This window comes from Geobacillus sp. WSUCF1 (assembly GCF_000422025.1).
GTDB lineage: Bacteria > Bacillota > Bacilli > Bacillales > Anoxybacillaceae > Geobacillus > Geobacillus zalihae.
On record NZ_ATCO01000232.1, the window covers coordinates 1 to 3,686 of the forward strand.

The 3,686-nt window shown below is 55.0% G+C and carries 3 protein-coding genes; all 3 read left to right on the forward strand.

The features are described from left to right. Positions 1-52: 52 nt before the first annotated feature. A complete protein-coding gene (locus I656_RS20045; RefSeq protein WP_050483831.1) occupies positions 53-526 on the forward strand; it encodes a DUF523 domain-containing protein in 474 nt (157 codons plus the stop codon). A gap of 302 nt (positions 527-828) precedes the next feature. Next, positions 829-2,511 (forward strand): long-chain fatty acid--CoA ligase, encoded by a 1,683-nt coding sequence (locus tag I656_RS00715; protein WP_033006823.1) that lies wholly within the window; start codon positions 829-831, stop codon positions 2,509-2,511. Further along, positions 2,511-3,566: a phosphotriesterase gene (locus tag I656_RS00710; RefSeq protein WP_020756824.1), complete on the forward strand. Its 1,056-nt coding sequence runs from the start codon at positions 2,511-2,513 to the stop codon at positions 3,564-3,566. Before I656_RS00715 ends, I656_RS00710 begins: the two co-directional genes overlap by 1 nt. Positions 3,567-3,686: the final 120 nt, after the last annotated feature.

A 3,686-nucleotide genomic window follows, 5' to 3' on the forward strand; every position in this document is an offset into this window, starting at 1 on the left:
ATTGGTTACAATAACAAAGAGAGGTGACGGAACGAGAAAGGAGTACAAAAGGATGCACTACGCCATTCCGACAGTGGTGGTCAGCGAATGCCTCGGCTTTTCTGCCTGCCGGTATAACGGCGATATCATTCACAATTCGTTTGTCTCTCGTTTAGGGGAGTTTGCTCGCCTTGTGCCTGTATGCCCAGAAGTGGCCATTGGGCTTGGGGTTCCGCGGGAGACGGTCCGACTTGTGAAACGAGGCGAGGAAAGGCGGCTTGTGCAGTCGTCGACGAACCGAGATTGGACGAGGGAAATGAATTTGCCACCTCCTTTGTTTTTGACAGAGGCGGAGCGGGCCGCGCCCCCTGGATACTCTTTGTTCAGCGCGGTGCAGTTTGGATACGTTTTGATTTTGGCTGCCGCTTCGGCCGAACGGAACGAGTCGAAGAAAAAGCTGGCTGCGAGCGCAAAGGAAAGGACAAGCGGGATCACGAATCTCATCATGTGTTCCTCCTCTTTGCAACATAATGGTAAGCTTTTCTAGAATCATATTTTGCCATATTGGCTTTTGTCTATCAACCAAAAACGAACAAGCAAATGATGACGGGCCAAGAAAGGGGAAACGGTATGCACGGAGCAGACATCAAAGCGATCGTCTGCCGCCTGTTGTAGGCGGTGTATTTTTTGTTTTGTATATTCAGAAAATTATTGAAAATATTCATGAAAGCGTGTACAATAAAAAATAGTCGGCTATATACCAACTGGTCAGTAAAAAAAGCTATCCAATGCTGCTTGCGTGGAGGCTGCCGCAGTGAACGATCGCGTGAAAAGGAGGAGGAAAACGGAATGAATACGAGACATTACCCGTATTGGCCGAAACGGCTCTCAAAAACGCTGGCTGTGCCGGAGACGACGCTGGTCGACCATTTGGAAACAACGGCGAAGCGCTATCCGAACAAAACGGCGATTTACTATTACGGAGCCGTGTATTCGTACAAACAGTTGCTCGATGAAGTGAACGCGTTGGCCGGCTATTTGCAGCAAAAGCTGTCCGTCAAACCGGGCGACCGCGTTCTCTTGTACATGCAAAATTCTCCGCAGTTTGTCATCTCCTACTATGCCATTTTGCGCGCTGAAGCGATCGTCGTGCCGATCAATCCGATGAACACCTCAGAGGAGCTTTCCTTTTACGTCCATGATTGCGAAACGAGAGTCGCCATCGTTGGACAGGAGCTGCTTGACAAAGCGGCCCCGCTCCTTGGACGAACGGCGTTGGAACAAATCATCGTCGCCGCTTATTCTGATTATGCTTCCGATGAATCGCCGGTTTCGCTTCCGGCTGAAGTGGCGGCGCCGCGGCGGGCCATTGGGGATGAGCGCATTCTTTTATGGGCGGACTGCCTCGGCGCCCAATTGCCGCCGCTTCCATACAACGGCCATGTTGATGACATCGCCGTCTTGCCATACACATCCGGGACGACCGGGGTGCCAAAAGGCTGCATCCACCCGCACCGGACGGTGAACGCCAACATCGTCGGCGCCTACCACTGGGGCGATGTGACGAGCGATTCGGTCGCGTTGGCGACGCTGCCGTTTTTCCATGTCACGGGGATGGTCCATAGCATGCATACGCCGATTTTCGCCGGCGCCGCCATGGTGTTGATGACGCGCTGGGATCGGGACGCGGCCGCCCGACTGATTGAATTGCACCGCTGCACGCATTGGGTGAACATCAGCACGATGCTGATCGACTTTTTGGCCAACCCGGCGCTTGGCCGGTATGACATTTCCTCGCTTGCGAGCATTTCCGGCGGCGGAGCGGCGCTTCCGGAAGCGGTCGGGGAAAAATTGTTCCAGCTCACCGGCGTCCGTTATTTTGAAGGCTACGGGCTGACGGAGACGATTTCGCAGACGCATTTCAATCCGCCGGACCGGCCGAAATTGCAATGTCTCGGCGTTCCGTCGTTTGACGTCGACGCGCGCATCATCGACCCGGCGACGGGGCGGGAGCTTGGCGTCGGCGAAGTCGGGGAGATCGTCGTTTGTGGTCCGCAAGTGTTCCGCGGCTATTACCGGCGTGAAAAAGAAACGGAAGAAGCGTTCATCGAGCTCGACGGCAAGCGGTTTTTCCGCACCGGCGACATCGGGCGGATGGATGAGGAAGGCTACTTTTTCATCGTCGACCGCGTCAAACGGATGATCAACGCTTCTGGATACAAAGTGTGGCCGACCGAAGTCGAGTCGCTTTTGTACAAACATCCGGCTGTTCAGCAGGCGTGCGTCGTCGGCGTGCCGGATCCGCGCCGCGGCGAAACGGTGAAGGCGTTTATCGTCCTTCATGACGAGTATGTCGGCAAAGTAACGGAAGAAGAGATCATTGAATGGTCCAAGACGCAAATGGCGGCGTACAAATATCCGCGCCTCGTCGAATTCCGCTCGTCGCTGCCGATGACGTCAAGCGGCAAGTTGCTTTGGCGAAAATTGCAGGAAGAGGAATATGAAAAAGCGGGGAAAGGGGTGAACGCCTGATGGCGAAGACGGTCGAAACCGTCCTTGGCCCAGTGCCGGTGGAACAGCTTGGCAAAACGCTCATCCACGAGCATTTCCTCTTCGGCTATCCAGGGTTTCAAGGCGATGTGACGCGCGGCACGTTCCGCGAAGACGAGGCGCTTCGCGTCGCAGTCGAGGCGGCGGAAAAGATGAAGCGGCACGGCATTCAAACGGTTGTCGATCCGACGCCGAACGACTGCGGGCGCAACCCGGCATTTTTGCGGCGCGTTGCTGAAGAGACGGGACTGAACATTATTTGCGCCACCGGCTATTATTATGAAGGGGAAGGGGCGCCGCCGTACTTCCAATTCCGCCGGCTTCTCGGAACAGCGGAAGATGATATTTACGACATGTTTATGGCCGAGCTGACCGAGGGCATTGCCGATACCGGAATCAAGGCGGGTGTCATCAAGCTCGCCTCGAGCAAAGGGTGCATCACCGAGTACGAAAAGATGTTCTTCCGCGCTGCCGCCCGCGCGCAAAAAGAGACGGGTGCGGTCATCATCACCCATACGCAAGAAGGAACGATGGGGCCGGAACAAGCCGCCTATTTGCTTGAGCACGGCGCCGATCCGAAAAAAATTGTCATCGGCCATATGTGCGGCAACACGGACCCGGACTATCATCGAAAGACGCTTGCTTACGGCGTTTACATTGCGTTTGACCGCTTCGGCATCCAAGGGATGGTCGGCGCGCCGACTGATGAGGAGCGGGTGCGGACGCTCCTTGCTCTGCTCCGCGATGGGTACGAGAAACAAATGATGCTGTCGCATGACACTGTCAACGTTTGGCTTGGCCGGCCGTTTACGCTGCCGGAGCCGTTTGCGGAAATGATGAAAAATTGGCATGTCGAGCATTTGTTTGTGAACCTCATTCCCGCGCTGAAAAATGAAGGAATCCGCGACGAAGTGCTTGAGCAAATGTTCATCGGCAATCCGGCGGCGCTGTTCTCGCTTGACGCCGTTTGCAAGGTCGGTAAAAACCGCGCTTTCTGCAAAATCGTTGTTGCGAACGCGCGGAAAAGCGGTTGTTGATCATCCTGAACCGAGAAAACCCCCACTTCCACGCGTGAGCGTAGGTGGGAGAGCGTTCAAGAGCTCAAGAGCGAAATCTCCATGGTTCGCGCGTTTTTTCGTTCCATCACCAGCTTTTTT